The sequence below is a fragment of the Natronococcus sp. A-GB7 genome (genome assembly GCF_029688865.1).
Taxonomy (GTDB): Archaea; Halobacteriota; Halobacteria; order Halobacteriales; family Natrialbaceae; genus Natronococcus.
In genome coordinates this window covers 38,213-56,512 of sequence record NZ_JARUKV010000026.1, presented here as the reverse complement: position 1 = coordinate 56,512, position 18,300 = coordinate 38,213, and the positions used below count along the sequence as shown (strand labels likewise).

Here is an 18,300-nt window from a genome sequence, read left to right as displayed (position 1 = left end):
GAAAGATGTCTCAGGAAACCGAATCGACCGGGAACCCGATTGCGAACCCCGATCCGTCGGTCCTCGATCGACTTCGCTTCGCTCGGCAGGACGTCGCCGCGAAGCTACCCCCACTTCGCGGACAACGGATCGCCTACCTGCTGGTGTCTCCGTTTTTCGTCCTGTTCGGACTGTTCCTCGCGTTCCCGGTCGTCTACACGCTGTATCTCTCGTTTTTTGAGTGGCAGTCGGTCGGTCAGGGGAACCTCTTCTGGATTGACTTCGGCCCGTTCCACGTCACGGTTCCCCGGATCGCCGAACTCCAGTTCGTCGGCCTGTCGAACTACACGCGACTGCTCGGCGACGGGCTGTTCTGGCAGTCGATGTTCAACACGACCTACATCCTGCTGATCCAGGTGCCGATCATGATCGGGCTGGCGCTCGCCCTCGCGGTCGCGTTGAACGCCTCCTTCGTCCGGTTCAAGGGGCTGTTCCGGACGGCGATCGCCCTGCCTATCTCGGCGAACATCGTCGCCTACTCGACGGTGTTCCTGTTGCTGTTCAACGAGCAGTTCGGCTTCGTCAACTACCTGCTGAGCCAGGTCGGCGTCAGTCCGATCGCCTGGCTCACCAGCGAGTTCTGGGCCCGCAAGACGATCATCGCCGCGGTCACTTGGCGGTGGATCGGATACAACATGATCATCCTGCTGGCGGGCTTACAGAACGTTCCCCAGCAGCTGTACGAGGCCGCCGAGATCGACGGCGCCGGTCGCTGGGAGAAGTTCCGGTACGTGACGCTGCCACAGCTTCGTCCCGTGTTGCTGTTCGTCGTCGTGCTCTCGACGATCGGGACGTTCAAGCTGTTCGCGGAGCCCTACGTTATCACCGGCGGCGGCCCGACGAACGCCACGATCACCATCGTCCAGTACATCTACCGGCAGGCGTTCGTCCACTGGAACCTCGGCTACGCGAGCGCGCTCACGGTGATCTTCGTCGCCCTCGTCAGCGTCATCTCGATCGCCCAGATCCGGATCGGAGGTGACGACTGATGCGCGAGCAACGCCGCAAGGACGCCGTCTGGATGTTCCTCACGTACGCGTTCATCCTTACGATGGTCGTCGTCATGCTCATCCCGCTGTACTGGATGATCGTGGCCGCGACCCTGCCACAGCAGGAGTTCATCGAGTTCCCGCCCCGCCTCATCCCGGGGACGGCGTTTCTCGATAACTTCGCTGCCCTGCAAGAGCGGATGAACTACGTGCTGACGATCTGGAACAGCGTTTTTATCGCGGTCGTCTACACCGTGCTGTCGCTGCTGCTGTGCTCGATGGCCGGCTTCGCGTTCGCGAAGTACGAGTTCCGGTTCAAGGAACCGCTGTTCTATTCGATTCTGGCGACGCTCGTCCTGCCGATCCAGTTGCTCGTTATCCCGCTGTTCCTGATGATGTCGCAGGTGGGCTGGACCGACACGTTCCGGGCGATCATCCTCCCGTGGCTCGCGAACCCGATCGGTATCTTCCTCATGCGCCAGAACATGCGCTCGATCCCCGACGCCCTCCTCGAGTCCGCGCGGATGGACGGCGCCTCGGAGCTACAGATCTTCTACCGCATCGCCTTGCCGGCCATGCGCTCGTCGCTGGCCGCGCTCGCGATCATCCTCTTTCTGTTCCAGTGGGACCTGTTTCTCTACCCGCTGGTCATCCTCGAGGACCCGGGCAACTACACCATCCCGGTGGCGCTCGCCGGTCTCGAGGGAACCCAACGGATCTACTACGACCAGATCATGGTCGCGACCACCCTCGCGATCATCCCGATGGCGATCCTGTTTCTGGTGCTCCAGAAGCAGTTCGTCAGCGGGATCCTCGCGGGATCGCTCAAAGAGTAACACGATATTAGGAAAACACAGATGGCACGAATCGAAATCGACAATCTGACCAAGGTGTACGACTCCGGCGACGAGTCCATCGTCGCCGTCGAGGACCTCGACCTTGAGGTTGAGGACGGGGAGTTCCTCGTCCTCGTCGGCCCCTCGGGGTGTGGCAAGTCTACGACGCTTCGGTGTATCGCGGGGCTCGAGGACGTCACTGAGGGCTCGCTGCGGTTCGGCGAGCGCGACGTGACGGCGCTTCGCGGGAGCGAACGCGACGTGGCCATGGTCTTCCAGAACTACGCGCTGTACCCGCACATGACCGTTCGCGAGAACATCGGCTTCGGGCTGAAGCTCTCGACGAAGCTCACCGCTGCGGAGATTAGCGAGCGCGTCGAGTCGGTCGCGTCGATGCTCGGTATCACCGACCTGCTCGAGGACAAGCCCAAGGAGCTCTCCGGTGGGCAACAACAGCGGGTCGCGCTCGGGCGAGCGATCGTCCGGGAGCCGGCGGTGTTCCTGATGGATGAGCCCCTCAGCAATCTTGACGCGAAGCTGCGCGCGGAGATGCGGACGGAACTGCAGGAACTCCAGCAGGATCTCGACGTGACGACGGTGTACGTCACCCACGACCAGACCGAGGCGATGGCGATGGGCGATCGGGTCGCCGTCATGAACGACGGCGTGCTCCAGCAGGTCGGTCCGCCGGAAGGAATCTACCGCCAGCCGGTCAACGAGTTCGTCGCGAATTTCATCGGATCGCCGAGCATCAACATGCTCACCGCCGAGATCGACGGCGACTCCCTCACCGGACCGGCGGGCTTCAGCTACCGGCTGTCGGATACGACCTCCGTCAAGGGTCACTCGCGGGTCCGCGTCGGCGTCCGCCCCGAGGACATCACGATCACGGACGACGGCCCGAACAGTGCGACCGTCTCCGTCGTCGAGCCGATGGGCAACGAGAACTTCTGTTACATGGAGCTCGGCGACCACGAACTCACGGCACGGATCGATCCCGACCTCCGGCCTCGGGCCGGCGAGACGGTCCGGTTCACGTTCGACGAGGAGGCGCTGTACCTCTTCGACGCCGACTCCGGCGCGGCGTTGAAAACGAAATCCGACGCGGTCGCTCCCGGTATTGAAACGGAGGTTTCATCATAATATGCGAATCACTGACTACGAACTGTTCGAAGTCCCGCCGCGATGGCTATTCTTGAAGCTCACGACGAGCGACGGTACCGTCGGCTGGGGAGAACCGGTCGTCGAAGGCCGCGCGAAGACGGTCCGAACGGCGGTCGAGGAACTGCTCGACAACTACCTGCTCGGCGAGGATCCGAGCGCGATCGAGGACCACTGGCAGGCGATGTACCGCGGCGGCTTCTACCGCGGTGGCCCGGTTCTCATGTCGGCCATCGCTGGCGTCGACCAGGCGCTGTGGGACATCAAGGGTAAACGCTTCGACGCGCCGGTGTACGAACTGCTCGGCGGAAAGGCACGTAACCGAATCCGGGTTTACCAGTGGATCGGCGGGGACCGCCCGCGGGACGTCGGGGACGCGGCTCGCGAGAAGGTCGAGGCCGGGTTCAGCGCACTGAAAATGAACGCGACGTCCGAACTTCGCTCCGTCGACAACCCGCGAGTCGTCGAGGAGGCCGTCGACCGCATCGCTGCCGTCCGGGAAGCCGTCGGCGGCGAGGTCGATATCGGCGTCGACTTCCACGGCCGCGTCTCGAAGCCGATGGCCCGCCGGCTGGCGAAGGCACTCGAGCCGTACGACCCGATGTTCATCGAGGAACCCGTATTGCCCGAACACAACGATGCGCTGCCGGACATTCGGGCGGCGACGACGATTCCGATCGCAACCGGCGAGCGGATGTACTCTCGGTGGGATTTCAAGGAGATCTTCGAGTCGAACGCTGTAGACGTAATCCAGCCCGACCTTTCTCACGCAGGCGGAATCACCGAAGTCAAAAAGATCGCTGCGATGGCCGAAGCCTACGACGTCTCAGTGGCGCCCCACTGCCCGCTCGGACCGATCGCGCTGGCCTCCTGCATCCAGGTCGACGCCTGCTCGCCGAACACGCTGATTCAGGAGCAGAGCCTCGACATCCACTACAACGAGACCAGCGACGTGCTCGACTACCTCGCCGATCCCTCCGTCTTCGAGTATCGTGACGGCTACGTCGACCTCCCCGACGGCCCCGGGCTGGGGATCGAAATCGACGAGGACTACGTCCGCGATCAGACCGGCGGCGTCGACTGGCACAACCCGATCTGGCGCCACGACGACGGTAGCGTCGCCGAGTGGTAGCGTCGGGATCAGGATCGCGTTTCCGAAACCGGTAGTCCATTACCGCAGGGGCGAGTGGGACGACCCATGCCGAAGACCGCCATCAACCTCTACAGCGTTCGCGAACTCGACGCGTCGACGATCGAGGTCATAGAGCGCGTCGCCGACGCGGGCTACGACGGCGTGCAGTTCGCCGGCGAGGACTCGCCGTTGCACGCCGATCCCGACGAACTCGCCGAAACGCTCGAGGCGTGCGGACTCGAGGTCGCGCCACCCCACGTCGGCGTCGAGACCCTCGAGGACGACCTCGAAACCGTCCGCGAGGCCTACGCACCACTCGAGGTTGACGGCGTCGTCGTCCCCTGGCTCGATCCCGAGCAGTTCGAATCCGCGGCGACTGTCGACGAGACCGCGGCGCGACTCGACGGACTGGCGGCCGAACTCGCCGACGAGGGCTGGACACTGTCCTACCACAACCACGACCACGAGTATGCCGACCTCGGCGACGAGCGGGCCTTCGAGCGCTTCCTCGAGGCAACGGACGTCGGAATCGAACTCGACGTCGGCTGGGCACTCGCGGCCGGCGACGACCCCGCCCAGCGCCTCCGCGAACTCGAGGGACGAGTCCGGACGGTCCATCTGAAGGATATGAACGTCGGCGGGGCGGAGCCAACGTTCGCCGAACTCGGCGAGGGCGACCTCGACGTGCAGGCCTGCGTCGAGGCCGCCGCGGACGCCGGCGCCGAGTGGCTCGTCTACGAGCACGACGACCCCGACGACCCCGCCGCGTCGCTCGAGCACGGCGCGGCGTTCCTGATGGACCGACTGTAGCAGTCGTGAGTGGTACACACAGGCGGAGGCGGTACCACCGCAGGAGAGTAGCAAGCGTAGCACCCGCGAGCGATAATCGGAAGCGAACGGCTTTTTAACATATATTTTTGCGCGAGTGGTTCCGCGCGAAGTCGTTCGAGACGGCGCTGCCGTCTTTCGTGACTGAGCGAATCGAAGCTAAGCGGGAGCGAAACTCCCGCGAGGTCAGCAGGACAACGTCTCGACAGAATTCGCGAGGTCCGCGAAACCGAAGGTTTCGCTCGATAACGAGAGACCGAAGGTCTCTCGAACCACGCGGAATCCCGATACCGAAAAAAGGACGTGTTCATCTGTACGTGCCGATCCGACTGACTCACGTTCAGCATCTGTGGTGAACGAACGAGTGCGGCCCACCTACTGCTGGTCGATCCGTTCAACCGAGAGTTCGTCGACGATCCGTTCGTCTGCGACCGCGACGTCGTAGGCGCCGACGGTTCTCTCGCCGACCGGCCACTCGACGTTCGCGTCAACCTTGAGCCCGAACCGATCGCTCGAGAAGTTCGTCACCCACGTGTAGTCGCCGCGCTGGCCGACCCGGAGCCCCTCGGGGAGCCGATCGCAGGACGGAACGCCGGCACGGTCGAGCAGCGGGGCGACGAGCGCGTCGGCCAGGTCGGCGCCCGGCCAGACGCCACAGTAGACGACCCTGCCCTCGCGGACGTCGTTCTCGACGGCCGCCATCCGACCCGCTTCGATCCCGTCGGTGTCGTACTCGAGCAGCGGGGTCGCCGCGTCGGCCTCGAGCCACTCGGCCCAGGTGCGGAACGCGTACGTCTCGTCGCCGTCGACGCGGCGCACGCGGGTCTCGACTTGCGGGGGCAGGGACTCGTGTTGATCGACGGTCGCACCGACGAGATCCGCGAGCGGTCCCGGCTGCGGGGCGGGCCGAAGTTTGTTGTACTCGTCTTTGACTCCCGTCCGCGGGCCGAGGAGGAGTTCGCCGCCCGTCTCGACGTAGTCCGTCAGTCGCTTCGCGAGCCCGTCGGTAACTAGGTGCAGTGCCGGCGCGACGACGGCGTCGTACCCGGAGAGGGCGGTCGTCGGGTGCACGACGTCGACCTGCACCCCTCGAGCGCGGAGCGCCCCGTAGAAGGCGTCGAGCAGGCTCCAGTAGTCGAAGTCAGGGGCGTGGGGCTGCTCGTCGAGCGCCCAGAGGTTGTCGTAGTCGAACAGGAGGGCGACGGACGCGTCGACGCCGTCGGCGTCGTCGAGGGCCGCCAGGTCGTCGGCCGCCTGCGACGCGTCCTCGTATCCCCGATCCGGTGACCCGTCCTGTTTCAGCAGTCCGGCGTGGTACTGTTCCTGGCCCTCGAGACAGCGCCGCCACCTGAAGTACAACACGGCGTCGGCGCCGTGGGCGGTCGCGTGATGGGCCCAGAGACGCATCGCGCCCTCGCCGGGCTGGGGACAGTGAGGCGGCCAGTTGACGTCGCCTGGCTGCTGTTCCATTACCCAGAACGGCCGATCCAGTGCGCTCCGGTAGAGGTCGTGGTCCATCCCGAGCTGGTCGGGATCGCCCGCCCGCAGCTGGTCGGGGGTCGGCTCGCCCTCGAGTCGGTCTTGGACGAACCCCGTCGGGTACGAGTCCCACGAGACCAGATCGAGGTCCTCGCTGACGGCGTAGGCGTCGAGGGTCGGGAACCGACCCATGAAGTTGTGGGTAACGAACCAGTCGGGGTTCACCTCCCTGAGAAGATCGACCTGCAGGCGGTTGTAGTCGACGACGGAGTCGCTCGAAAACCGGGCGTAGTCGAGCAGCCGCGACGGGTGGTGTTCGGCGGGCGTCGGTCCCGGTGGATCGACCTCCTCAAAGCTCGTGTACCGCTGGCTCCAAAAGGTCGTCCCCCAGGCCTCGTTGAGCGCCGCGATCGAGCCGTACTTCTCGGCGAGCCACTCCCGGAACGCGGCGGCGCAGTCGTCGCAGTAACAGCGGACGGTGTGATGACAGCCGAACTCGTTGTCGGTCTGCCAGCCCGCGACGTAGGGGTTGTCGGCGTACCGACTCGCCATCGTCGTGACGATCCGTTCGGTCTCCTCCCGGTAAGCCGCGGAGTTGAAACAGTAATGGCGGCGGCTCCCGTGCTCCCGAACCGTTCCGTCCGGGTCCTCCTGTAGAATTTCGGGTCGTTCGTCGACTAGCCACTTCGGCGGCGTCGCCGTCGGCGTACAGAGTACCGCCTGCATCCCGTGGTCGCCGATCAGTTCGACCGCCCCGTCGAGCCACTCGAAGTCGAACGCGCCGCGCTCGGACTCGAGGACGGCCCACGAGAACTCGGCCATGCGGACGTACTCGAGACCGGCCTCGGCCATCCGTTCGACGTCGTCCTCCCACCGCTCTCGAGGCCAGTGCTCCGGAAAGTAACAGACACCAGTACGCATACGCGCAGGTCACGGGGCCGCCACCTAAGCGTTGCCATGGGAGAATATATCTGACGCCGGTTCGACTCGTCGCTATGGACGAGTTATCGGTCGGCGAAACCAGGGTACGGTACGGTCTCGACGACGGCTCGGTTTCGGTCGCCGACGCGAACGGCGAGCTGCTCTCGGGGCGTCTCGATGTCGCGGCGACGAACGGATCGACAGGACTCGAGCTGAGCGACGCCTCGGCGACAGAGCGAGCCGAGGGGATCGCCCTCTCGGTTTCGATCACCAACGACGGCGAGGCGACGGCGTCGCTCGATCGGCTCACGCTCTCCCTGGAGTCAACCTTCGGTTCGGACGCCCGGCTCTACCGCCACGGCTACCAGTCGTGGTCGCCGACGGCGACGCTCCCGGTCGGCGAGCGTTTTCCCGCCGAGAACCCGGACAACGCGCCGATGATGCTCGATCCCGCCGCCCCGGATGATCGACGGACGAGCAGCTACCTCGCCGGGTTCGTCGAGGACGAACGGGCGCTCACAATGGGGTTTCTCGAGCACGACCGGTTCTGCACCCGGTTCGATATCGTCGACGACGCCGACGGCGTTCACGACGTTGCTGCGGTCTGTCCGTTCGAGGGGATGTCCCTCGAGCCCGGCTCGACGCTCGAGGTGCCGACCCTGTGGGTGGACGCGAGCCGCGACCTCCGCGAGGGGCTGGCGGCGCTCGCCGACCTGATCGGCGAGGAGATGGACGCTCGCGTCCCCGAGTCGGTGCCGACCGGCTGGTGCTCGTGGTACCACTACTTCACCGACGTCACCGAGGCGGACGTCCGCGAGAACCTCGAGGAGCTCCGGGAGTGGGGCATTCCAGTGGATATCGTCCAGCTGGACGACGGCTACATGGAGGCGTTCGGCGACTGGCGCTCGATCGACGACGGCTTCTCCGACATAGCCGCCCTCGCGGACGACGTCGAGACGGCGGGATACAGGCCGGGCCTCTGGCTCGCGCCCTTCTACGTCGAGCGGGACGCCGCGCTCTACCAGGACCACCCCGACTGGTTCGTGGCGGAACCCGGAACCGCGGACGACGGGGTCGGCGAGCCAGTCGACGGCGGGTTCCGCGCGGGATCGCAGCTCTACGGCCTCGACACGACTCACCCCGAGGTACAGGAGTGGCTTCGGGAGACGTTCGCGACCGTCGTTGACGACTGGGGCTTCTCGTATCTCAAGCTCGACTTCCTCTTCGCGGCGGCGCTTCCAGGCGAGCGCCACGACCCGGACGCGACCCGGTTCGAGGCCTACCGTCGCGGCCTCGAGATCGTCGACGAGACGGTCGGCGACGACGTCCTCGTGCTCGGCTGCGGCGCGCCCCTGGCCCCGAGCGTCGGGCTGGTCGACGCGATGCGGATCGGACCCGACACCGATCCGGTCTGGGAGACCGAGGACGAGGCCGCGAGCCAGCCGGCGCTGAAGAACGCGGTCCGAAACACGCTCAACCGCCAGGTGCTCCACCGCCGCTGGTGGGTGAACGATCCCGACTGCCAGCTCGTCAGGGCGACCAGCGATCTGACCCGCGCCGAGCGGGAGGCGTTCGCCGCACTCGTCGCGACGACCGGGGGCGTCAACGTCTTCTCGGACCGAATCGCCGAGATCGACGCGGAGGGACGGCGACTGCTCGAGCGCTCGCTGCCGCCCGTCTCGACGGGCGTCGTCGAGGGGCTCGACCGCACCGAGTTCCCGGATCGGGTCGTCTGCGAACGACCCGGCGACGGCGCGCCGACGGTCGCGGTCTTCAACTGGGCCGACGCGCCCCGGACGATCGCGTTCGATCCCGCCGAGTACGCGACGAGCGCGCAGGATACTGACTCGCTCGTCCTCTGGGACGGCGTTCGCGGCGAACGGCTTCCGGCCGAACCGCTCGAGCGGGAGCTCCCTGCCCACGGCGCGGCGGTGTTCGCGATCGCCGAGGACGAGGGGGCAGGTCCCGTCGGCGACGAGTCGACCCTTACCGGGGGTCCGATCGAACGGGAGTAAGACCGACCGCCAGTAAGCTTCGGGCTGCACCGAATACACCGACAGAAGGTTCTCGAGCGAACTGAGCCGTACCGAACCCGTCCCGTCGGGTTCCGAGCCGACTACTCGCCGCCGGGTGCGATCGTGGCCTCGCCGAAGTCGGCGAGGTCGTCCGCCTCGGCGCGTTCGACCGCGGCGTAGACGTCGGCGAACCCGGCGCCGACCGATTCCGCGGTGTAGTCGTCGTGGACGTTCTCGACGGCCGTCGCCTCGAGCGTGTTCAGCACGTCGATCGCGTCGGGGTACTCGCCGTGGGTCTCGTAGTAGGCGTCGACGACCAGGGTCGCACAGCCGGCGACGCCGGGACAGGCCATGCTCGTCCCCGAGAGGCGGCCGTAGAAGACCTCCTCGTCGGTTTCGGTCGCCTGCAGCGCGTGGGTGGGGTTGAGCGTGCTCATCACGCTTCCGCCCTTCGCGGCGACACCGTTGCGATAAAATCCCAGCGGGCCGTCGGGGTCGTCGCCCGAGTAGAACGCCCGGTGGTTCTCGAAGGCTGCCTCGCGGTCGTAGTTGGTCACGCCGTCGTACCCCGGCGAGCGCCCGCGCGAGGAGAAGTCTGTCACCGTCTGGTCGGCGTTCGTCGCCGCCACGCCAAGGACGTGGGGGCCGCGGGTGTAGAAGTTGAGCGTGTTCGTCTCGGGGCCGTCGTTGCCGGCGGCGAACACGGGCAGGATGTCGGCTTCGAACGCGTGCCAGGTGGCAACGTTGCCCGGATCGTTCGGGTCGTAGTCCTCGTCCTCGGCCAGCCCGTACGAGTTCGAGACGACCTGGATGTCGGTCTCGCCCGACTGCTTGCGTTCGATCATGTGGTCATAGGCCGCGACGATCGTGACGAGCGTCAGCGAGAGGTTCGCTGAGTAGGAGGTCAGCGTCGCGTCGGGAGCGATCCCCTTGTACTCGCCGTCGCTCTCGGTGCCGTCGCCGCCGACGGTGCCACAGCAGTGGGTCCCGTGCCCGTTGTCGTCGGTGTTCACGGGCCGAGGTCCTCCCAGAGGACGTCCTGCTCGAGCGGATCACCGACCCACTGCCAGTTGGCCGCGAGGTTCCCCTCGAGGTCGGGGTGGGCGCCGTCGACGCCGGTGTCGATGACCGCGGTGTGGACGTTCTTGCCGGTGTAGGCCGTCTCGAGGTCCTCGCCGTCCTGGACCCGATCGGCGCCGGTCGTCTCGCGGCTGTCGTCGTTGAAGTACTCGAGGTCGCGGTTCGCCGAGACGTACCTGACATCGTCCCAGGCGGAGATCTCGAGCAGCTGCTCGCCGGTGAGTTCGGTGTAGCCGACCGGGAGGACCGCGAAGGAGTGATACCCCAGCGCGAGGTCCAGCTCCGCGAGGCGGTCGACCTGGTCGGTCTCCTCGAAGACGACGAGGGTCTCCTGGAGAGCGTCGCTCGCGGTGTCGAGCGTCTCGTCGACGATCGTCTCGTCGGCTGCCGCGCTCCCGGCGAAGGGAAGCGTCGTCGCGAGGCCGGCGGCGCCGAGGCCGGCGACGAATCGTCTGCGGGTCGATGCACTGACTGCGTCAGTTCGCGTCTCGGTGGTCGAGTTCGTGGTCATAGATGGTCTCTCGTGTCGGCCCGGAGCGTCGTCAGTCGCGGATGGGTCTCGCTTCAGTCGCAGTCTCGACGGCGGCCCGAAAACGGGCGAACTGCCGTGTTGGTCAGCTACGTCTCTTCCGCGGCGACGGTGACCGTCCGGTCGGTGCCGCTGATCGCGGTCCACTCGCGGTCGGTGAGCGTTCCGTCGTCGTCGGTGTCGGTCGTCACTGCGATTGGACCGAAGGTGTAACGATCGGAGTCCTCGACGTCGTCGGGCGCCTCGGCGAAGTGGGTCAGCCCCTCGTAGGCGTCCTGGGGATCGTCGACGCCGACGTAGACGTGGGTGCCGCCGCCGAAGGCGGGCGTCGTCGCCTCGACGTCGCCGTGGTCCTCGTCGACGTCCCAGTCCTCGGGGACGGTGTCGCGGACGACGACGTCCTCGTCGTCGGGATTGCGAACCGTCACGTCGAGTTCGGTGCGGTTGGTCTGACCGCCCGTGAAGACGGAGGCGTCGTCCTCGCGCTCGCCCTCGACGAGCAGCCCCGCTTCGTCGAACGCGGTCTCGAGGTCGAGGTGGGCTCGGCAGTCGAAGCCGTTGACCAGTCCGGGGACGTTCACCAGCTTCGCGACGACGTAGAACACTCGCTCGCCGCCGTTGTCCTCGAGGTCGTCCGGCGAGACCGTCGTCGAGACCGCGGCGTCGCCCTCGATGCCGGCGTCGCTGTCGACAATCGTCGGGTCGCCGGTCTGCTCGTCGGGGTTCTGGGCGTCGTAGCAGAAGAGGTCGACGTGGGGATCGCCCTTGGTCGCGCTCGCGTTGCCGCCGCTGTAGTGGCTGAAGGCGACCTCGGCGTCGATCTCGCCGGGATCGCTCACGCGGACGTGGCCCGCGATCGCCCGCTCGTCCTCGGGGACTGCGAGGCCGACCGTCCCGGAGACGGCGTCGTCGGTCAGGTCCCGGGTCACGGCGTCGATCGCGGGACCGACGTTCGCGCGGCCGTAGCCCTCGAACTGGTCGCGGCCACCGTGGGTGTACCGGGGTGCCTTCGCGCGGTGATACGGTGCGGCCGTCAGCGCAGTCTCGCTTGCGGTTGCGAGCAGCGTGGTCTTCAGCCGGAAGACGTCGTCCCGGTCGGCGTCGGCCGGCTCGTCGAGCGCGATCGCTTCCGGCGCATCGAACTCCATCGCTTCCGCGACGACGCCGGAGATACCGGCCACCGACGGTGCGGCCATCGACGTTCCGGCCTTCCCCGTGTAGTCACGGACGCCGTCGCTCCCGTCGCCCTCGGTGTTCGCGCCGGCCAGCGGCGACTCCAGCGACGTGTCGAGGCTGACGTCTCCCAGGGTGTCGAGAACGGAGTCGGCGAGGTCGACCTCGTAGTCGACGGGACCGGTGATCGCGTCGTCGAAGGCGGTCTTCGGCTCGAGGTCGCTCTCGTCGACCTCGTCGAGTTCAGCGACCGGTTCGAGCTCCGCGCTCGCCGCGGCGTCGTCCGGTTCCGCTTCAGTGACCTCCTCCTCGGGCTCGCCCTGCAGTGCAGCGATATCGGGGACGTTGAGCGTCCCGCCGGGGGCGGTGACGTCGGGTTTCATGAACGGCTCGTCGTGTTCGTCGATGCCGGCGATCCCCCCCGAGGAGTACGCTGAGATCCCGTCGCGGGCGCCGGTCGCGACGACCGAGATCGCCTCGCGGACGACTGCCGGTGCGGCGTTACCGGAAGCCGGGGTGGCGTCGTTGCCCGCTGCCGCGACCGAGAGGATCCCCGCGTCGGCCAGGTTCCCGATCGCCTCGGGGACGTCGTCGAGGCGTCCACCGGCCGCGCCGAGGGGGATCCCGCCGACGTACCCCCAGGACATGTTCACCGCGCGGACGTTGAGTTCCTCGGCGAACTCTTCTGCGTAGTCGCCCATCTCGAGGGTCGGGTCGCCGAGTCCCGACAGCGAGACGATCCCCGCGTCGGGCGCGATGCCCGCGTGCATCGAGCGGTCGCCGTCGTCGGTCCGGTCGCCGACGGTGTCGGTCGGATCGACGAACGCCCCGACGGCGACGCGCTCGACGGTGCCCGACGAGACGAGTTCGCCCTCCTGGGCGCGGACGTGGACCGTGTAGGTCTCCTCGCCGTCGTCGTGGACCGTCGGCGTCTGGGCGACGATGTTCTCTTCGAGGCTCGTGCCGACGAGGTCACTGGAGGTCGTGATCTCCTCGCCGTCGGGACCTTCGATCGCGATCTCGACGAGTTCACCGTAGACGCTGGCGAAGACGCCGCTGTGAGCCTCGGCGTCGACCTCGTAGGAGAGGGTGTCGCCGAGGACGAGCGTCGTCCGGGGTTCGTCCTCCTGGTAACGGCTGCCGTCGAACCCGCTCGCTCGCCCGGTACCGGCCATGATCGAGGCGACGTGGGTCCCGTGGCCGTTGGAGTCCCGCGGCCGGGAGTACTCGCCGTATCGGTCGAAGTCGTTGTGCCAGGCGACGAGTTTCGTCGTGTTCGAGGTGGTACTCCCGCCGGTGTTGGCGAACGGGTTGCCGTCGATCTCGAACCCGTCCTCCGTCGAGACCGTCGCCCCGCTCCAGGGACCGAGATCGGGGTGGCGCGAGTCGGTTCCGCTGTCGGCCAGTGCAAGCGTTCGGTCGGCTCGCCCGCGATACCCGCGGTTCCAGGCGTGGAGGGCCTCGCGTACCCGTACGTTCGCGAACGCCGTGTCGACGTCCTCGCTGGCTCCGACGGTGGAGACGCCGGCACCGGCCCCGAGCAGGCCGGCCCCGACGAGCGCGCTGGTTCCCGCGACGAATTTACGCCGCGTCGTGGTTGTTATATTTTCAGAGTTGTCTTGCGACATGGAGTAACAGAGGGAGATTACAATAAAGAATCGTGAACCAAATCCTCTAGGCTATCAGTTCGGCCAGGTCGACCGGCGGCTGGTGATCGAAGTACGCGCTAACGAGTTTGCGCTGGCACGTCCGGAGGTGTTCGTGGAACGTCGGCTCCGTGATCCCGAGGACCTCGGCGACCTCGCCGCTGTTTGCCCCGCGTGGCCAGTCGAAAAAGCCGGAGAGATACGCGGCCCGCAACACCTCCCGCTGGCGATCGGTCAGCGCGTCGTCGAACGCCTCCCTGACCACCGCATCCGAGGGCCCGGTCCGCTCGCGCTCGCGCTGGGCGACGAGTTCGGTTCGGTCGTAGTACTTCTCGAGGCCGCCGACGACCGCACGGATGTCGGCGTCGTAAGGGAGTTCGACGACGAACCGCCCCTCGCCGTCGTCGGCGTCCGCCTCCCGGACGACGCCCCCGTAATCGGCGATAGTTCCGGACACCGACGGCTCCGGTCCGGTCATCCGAAAGACACACTCCTCGCCGTGATCCGCCACGACGGTCGCCTCGACGTCCGGGTCGTCGGCGATAGTCGAGAGCACCGCCTCGCAGTCCGCACCGCGTATCGTGACGAAGGCAGCGACTTCCCCGTCGCCGGTCGGCGAAACGCCCTCGACGGTTAGTTCACAGCCGAGATCGGCCGACAGCGCCACGTAGCCGATCGACTGATCGCGGGTCAGAAACTCGAGTTCGATGACCGAATTGGTGACGAGCGCGCGCCGTCGTTCGGCCGCACTGATCGCGTACGCGACGGTTTCGCCGAGATCGGCGAGCACGGCCTGTTCGTCCTCGTCGAAGGCCTCCGGACGCGGCGCGTACACGCAAAGCACCCCGTAGGTCGTCTCGCGATAGCGAAGCGGGACGGCGATCGCCGACCGGAAGCCACGCTCCAGGGCCGCCTCGCGCCACGGTTCGAACTCGGGGTCCTCGGCGATGCGCTGTGCGGTCTGGATCTCGCCGGTCCGGATGGCGGTCGCCGCCGTGATGTGATCACCCCGCTTCTCTTCGACGTCGGGGCGGTCCTCGAGATACCCCTTTTCGATCCCCGCCCACGCCCGCGGCGTGACGCGATCGCTTGCGGCCCCCTGCTCCCCGATCCACGCGAACCGGTACGGCTCCTTCTTAGCGAGGTGGGTGCATACCGCCTCCTCGATCTCCTCGCGGGTCGAGGCCCGCACGACCGCCTGATTGACCTCCCGGATGACCGCGTTGATGTGGTTCAGCGTTCGCAGCTGTTCGGCCTGCTCGGCCAGGACGCGCTGTCGGCGTTTGCAATCCGTTATGTCCCGTCCGATTCCGCTGATCCGATCGCCCGCCTCGGTTTCGAGCAACGCGCCCGTGAACTCGTAGGGGATCGCCTCGCCGTCCCTAGTCACGAGGTCCGCTTCCGTCCGGGCTGTCCCGCTCTCGAGAGTCCGTCGGACCGCCGCCTCGATCGCCGCGATGTCCTCGGCGGCGACGAAATCGGACGGCGACATAGCGGCGATCTCGTCGTCGTCGTACCCGGTCACCTCGGACAGCCGGTGGTTCCACTGGAGCAGGGTACCGTCCGGGTCGAAGACGAAAAACAGATCGTTCAACCGCTGGAGTGCCTCCCGGGTGAACTTCGCCTCCCGAGTATTAATCACGGCTCTGAGCGCAGTCGCGAGATGTGCTACCGTCGCGTCCCGGTCGTCCCCCCAATGTACACACCGATCGACGCCGTTCGAGAGCGCCCGTTCCGCCGTTTCGTTGTCCTCGCAGAGGACGATCCACGCACTGGCCGGGACCCCCCGTTTCTTTTCGGCGATACCCGAATCGACGACGTCGGGACCGCACACTATACAGTCGATCCGGCCGGCTCGTTTCCCGATCTCGGATAGCGCCGAACGGACGGTTACGTCTATCCCGCGTTCCCCGTCGAGTTGTTCTCCGAGGGCCCTGATCCCCTGGTCTCTGGATACGAGCGCGGTAGTGATCGTTCGGTGGCCGGAACGAGATCGGCGACCGACGTGCTGCTCGGCTGTCCGATCGGGACTCTTCACACTGTAACGCAGACGTTAGAAACTCCAAATCTGTTACGATTGTTTATTATTGAATGCATCGGGTACGCTCGACGACGACGAATTTCTGATACTGCAGAAGCTCACCTTCGAAAGGTAAACGACGCCCGGCAACCCCAGCGTGCAGTTCCCGACTGGACCTGGTTCGCTAGGTCTCGAGCCCGACGACGGTCTTCGTGACGGTCTCGCCGTTTTCCTTCCGCCAGCCGAAGTTGTTGACGCTGACGCCGCCGCCGTACTCGCCCGCGGGGTCGGGACGGGCGTACTCGACGGGCCCGACCGTGTACGAACCGCTGTCGATCAGCTCGGTCGGCACCTCGACGAAGTACTGCACCGTTCCCGACTCGACGGTCTCGTCGGCGGTCACGACCGTGCGCGTCCCGTCGCTGATATCGTCGACGCTGACGTCGCCGCCGACGACCTCCCAGTCGCCCGGGATGCGGTCGCGGACCCGGACCGGTTCGTCGCTGTCGACGTGAATCTGCACCTGGCTGGTCTGGCCCGCCGTGAACAGCGAGGCGTCGGCCTCGCGTTCGACGTCGAGATCGATCGGCGTGTCCTCGCCGACGGTCACGTCGTCGTGGGCGATCGCCTGCGTCCCCTCGTTGATTCCGCCGGCGAAGGCCACGCCGTTGCGAGCGACCGCACACCAGTGGAACGGCGTTCCCGTCGAGAGAGCGCCGAGGGCGGCGTCCTCGGGGATGTCGGGTCCGACCCGGCTGTACCCGGTCTCCTCGAGCCCGAGGTCGTCGGTGATCTCCAGAAACCGCGTTCCGGCGTGGTAGTGCCCGAGGACGACGGTCCCGTCGGCGTCGATATCGAGGTTGTGCGCGCTCAGGTTGAAGTCGTCGAACCCCTCGTACTCCTGGTCGTCGTCCTCGGTCTCCGCCTCGAAACCCGGCGTCTCGTCGAACGTCTGCTCGTCCGACTCGAAGAGGATCCAGTAGTCCAGCTCCGTTCGCCCGTTGTCCTCGTACATCTCGAACGCGGTTCGGTTCGCGGGCTCGACGCCATCTTCGCGCACCGTCGAGGACGCGCCCAGGTAGACGGGCTCGTCGCGTTCGCCCGCGAGGACGTCGTCGATCGGATCGGCATCGACGAGGTAGTAGTGGCCGCTCTCGCCGTCGGTGCGGACGTGGCCCTCGGACTCGTGGCTCGAGGGGTTCTCGTGGCCGGCGACGAAGACGCGACTCCCGTTTTGAAGCGTCGGCGCCGGCACCGTGTGGTGGGCCCGGTCCTGTTCGAAGACGCCGAGTTCCTCGATGTCTTCGGGATCGCTCACGTCGAGCAGCCGGGTGCCGGCGTTCCAGTTTGCCAGGTAGGCGACGGGCGTTCCGAACCGGGGGTCGTCCTGGACGACGATGTCGTGGGCGTAGGCCTCGCCGCCGTCGGTGTCGGTCTCCGTTCCCGGCTGAGCCAGTTCGGCCGAGTAGTTCCACCAGTTGACGAACTCGAGCGTCCCCGCCTCACGGTCGAACTCGAAGACGTTGATGCCACCGGTGACGCCGTCCTCGCCGTGAGTGGTAAAGACGTACTCCCCGCCACCGATCTGGTGGTACCAGGCGTTGTGCGGGCCGAGGGTCCACACCGACAGCGACGACTGCGTGACGAACTCGGGGTTGCCCGGATCCGAGATGTCGACGACCTCGAGCGCCGCGCCGTCGGCGCCGCCGCTGTCGGCGTCGTCGTCCTCGAGGTCGAGTTCGGTCTCGTCGAACAGCGCCGTGAACGGCTGCTTCGAGATGAACGCGTACTGTCCGTCGTCGGAGAGCTTAACGTCCATACAGGCGGCGCCGTCGTTCCGGTTGCCGAAAAAGGAGAGGACGTTGAGTTCGGCCGACTCGAGTTCAGCGCGGCTCTCGGCGCGCGTGAACTGCCCGATATCGAGGACGGCCATCCCTCGACCCGGCGTCTCGTCGCGCGAGGAAAACACTGACACGACCGCGATGTCGTCGTGGAGACGCAACTCGGTGAGGCCGCCGTAGTGTGGCTCGTCGGAGGAGCCGGCCATCGACGCCGAGCCGATTCCACCGAGGCTGTGGTAGCCGACGACGTCGGTGTTGGCCGCGGCGTCGGCACGGTTTCCGTCGAACTGGTCGCCGTGGGGACCGTCGGTCGTATACTTGTGACCGCTCGCGACGCCGACCGCACTGACACCCAGCGCGCCCGCGGCCGCCGTCAGTACCGCCCGTCTCGTCGTTCGTGTGAGCGTGTCGTCCGAAAGAGTGTCTCGCGGCATGGACTAACAGATGTGAAAGACGATCAAGAACCGTGAACCAAATCGACTAGGTCGGTCGTTCGTTTGAGGTAACGTCAACGACTTCTCCCGAGCACAGGATCGGCGAGATCGTCACTCGGACCGTCGTCGGACTCGGTTCTCGAGACGAGGCTGCAAACGGTTGAAACTTCTATTTGG

General features: G+C 66.6%; 12 protein-coding genes. 6 read left to right on the top strand and 6 right to left on the bottom strand.

Annotated features, from left to right (window positions below):
• Positions 1 to 5: 5 nt before the first annotated feature.
• The 5 genes from QA609_RS19770 to QA609_RS19750 all read left to right on the top strand — a co-directional run bounded on the left by QA609_RS19770 (position 6) and on the right by QA609_RS19750 (position 4,967).
• Entirely contained in the window at positions 6 to 1,028 is a 1,023-nt protein-coding gene (locus QA609_RS19770; protein ID WP_278304349.1) for a sugar ABC transporter permease, read from the top strand.
• Positions 1,028 to 1,864, top strand: coding sequence for a carbohydrate ABC transporter permease (locus QA609_RS19765; protein WP_278304348.1), 837 nt, complete (start codon positions 1,028 to 1,030; stop codon positions 1,862 to 1,864). Before QA609_RS19770 ends, QA609_RS19765 begins: the two co-directional genes overlap by 1 nt.
• A gap of 21 nt (positions 1,865 to 1,885) precedes the next feature.
• Positions 1,886 to 3,007, top strand: coding sequence for an ABC transporter ATP-binding protein (locus QA609_RS19760; RefSeq protein ID WP_278304347.1), 1,122 nt, complete (start codon positions 1,886 to 1,888; stop codon positions 3,005 to 3,007).
• Between the two features lies 1 nt (position 3,008).
• A complete protein-coding gene (dgoD, locus tag QA609_RS19755; RefSeq protein WP_278304346.1) occupies positions 3,009 to 4,157 on the top strand; it encodes a galactonate dehydratase in 1,149 nt (382 codons plus the stop codon).
• Positions 4,158 to 4,223: 66 nt separating this feature from the next.
• Positions 4,224 to 4,967, top strand: a complete 744-nt coding sequence (locus tag QA609_RS19750; RefSeq protein ID WP_278304345.1) for a sugar phosphate isomerase/epimerase — start codon at positions 4,224 to 4,226, stop codon at positions 4,965 to 4,967.
• A gap of 393 nt (positions 4,968 to 5,360) precedes the next feature.
• Here the strand turns inward: QA609_RS19750 and QA609_RS19745 are convergent, their stop codons facing one another.
• A complete protein-coding gene (locus tag QA609_RS19745) occupies positions 5,361 to 7,385 on the bottom strand; it encodes a beta-galactosidase (protein ID WP_278304344.1) in 2,025 nt (674 codons plus the stop codon).
• A gap of 74 nt (positions 7,386 to 7,459) precedes the next feature.
• Here QA609_RS19745 and QA609_RS19740 point away from each other — a divergent pair, with 74 nt between their 5' ends.
• On the top strand, positions 7,460 to 9,400 hold the full coding sequence (locus tag QA609_RS19740; RefSeq protein ID WP_278304343.1) for a glycoside hydrolase family 36 protein: 1,941 nt from the start codon (positions 7,460 to 7,462) through the stop codon (positions 9,398 to 9,400).
• Positions 9,401 to 9,501: 101 nt separating this feature from the next.
• On the opposite strand, the gene QA609_RS19735 is transcribed toward QA609_RS19740, so the two are convergent.
• From QA609_RS19735 to QA609_RS19715, 5 genes are all read right to left on the bottom strand, one after another.
• Positions 9,502 to 10,413: a S8 family serine peptidase gene (locus QA609_RS19735; protein WP_278304342.1), complete on the bottom strand. Its 912-nt coding sequence runs from the start codon at positions 10,411 to 10,413 to the stop codon at positions 9,502 to 9,504.
• The gene (locus QA609_RS19730) at positions 10,410 to 10,991 is read right to left on the bottom strand and encodes a hypothetical protein (RefSeq protein WP_278304341.1); all 582 of its coding nucleotides are present in this window, start codon (positions 10,989 to 10,991) and stop codon (positions 10,410 to 10,412) included. Before QA609_RS19730 ends, QA609_RS19735 begins: the two co-directional genes overlap by 4 nt.
• A 107-nt stretch (positions 10,992 to 11,098) precedes the next feature.
• Complete coding sequence (locus QA609_RS19725; RefSeq protein WP_278304340.1) at positions 11,099 to 13,810, bottom strand: S8 family serine peptidase; 2,712 nt, start codon at positions 13,808 to 13,810, stop codon at positions 11,099 to 11,101.
• A gap of 46 nt (positions 13,811 to 13,856) precedes the next feature.
• Positions 13,857 to 15,662, bottom strand: coding sequence for a bacterio-opsin activator domain-containing protein (locus tag QA609_RS19720; RefSeq protein WP_278304339.1), 1,806 nt, complete (start codon positions 15,660 to 15,662; stop codon positions 13,857 to 13,859).
• 370 nt (positions 15,663 to 16,032) lie between these two features.
• Positions 16,033 to 18,123, bottom strand: coding sequence for a hypothetical protein (locus QA609_RS19715; RefSeq protein WP_278304338.1), 2,091 nt, complete (start codon positions 18,121 to 18,123; stop codon positions 16,033 to 16,035).
• Positions 18,124 to 18,300 lie beyond the last annotated feature (177 nt).